The organism is Pseudomonas sp. SIMBA_068 (assembly GCF_046534705.1).
Lineage (GTDB): Bacteria > Pseudomonadota > Gammaproteobacteria > Pseudomonadales > Pseudomonadaceae > Aquipseudomonas > Aquipseudomonas putida.
The window spans coordinates 1-255 of record NZ_JAWRYI010001003.1; the positions used below are offsets into that span (position 1 = coordinate 1).

The 255-nt window shown below is 45.5% G+C and carries 1 protein-coding gene; it reads left to right on the top strand.

What is annotated here, in order from left to right; all coding sequences use genetic code 11:
- Window positions 1-255 (top strand): FAD-binding domain-containing protein (locus tag SB756_RS32445; protein ID WP_410913554.1); only part of this gene is annotated, 255 nt, incomplete at both ends.

The following is a 255-nucleotide window of genomic DNA, read 5'->3' on the forward strand; positions in this document are numbered from 1 at the left end:
GGTTACGGGTATTAATACCATTCGCCATTACAACCCGATAAAGCAATCTGAAGATCAGGACCCAACAGGCGCCTTTATAAAAAAGTGGTGCCCTGAACTTGAAAAGCTCCCTATTGAATATTTACACGAGCCGTGGGAGCAAACACCAATGGAAGCGCTTTTTAACGATTTTAAACTGGGTGAAGATTACCCCGAGCCTATGCTTGATTTAACACTCGCCTCAAAAGACGCCCGCGAGCGATTATGGCAATACCG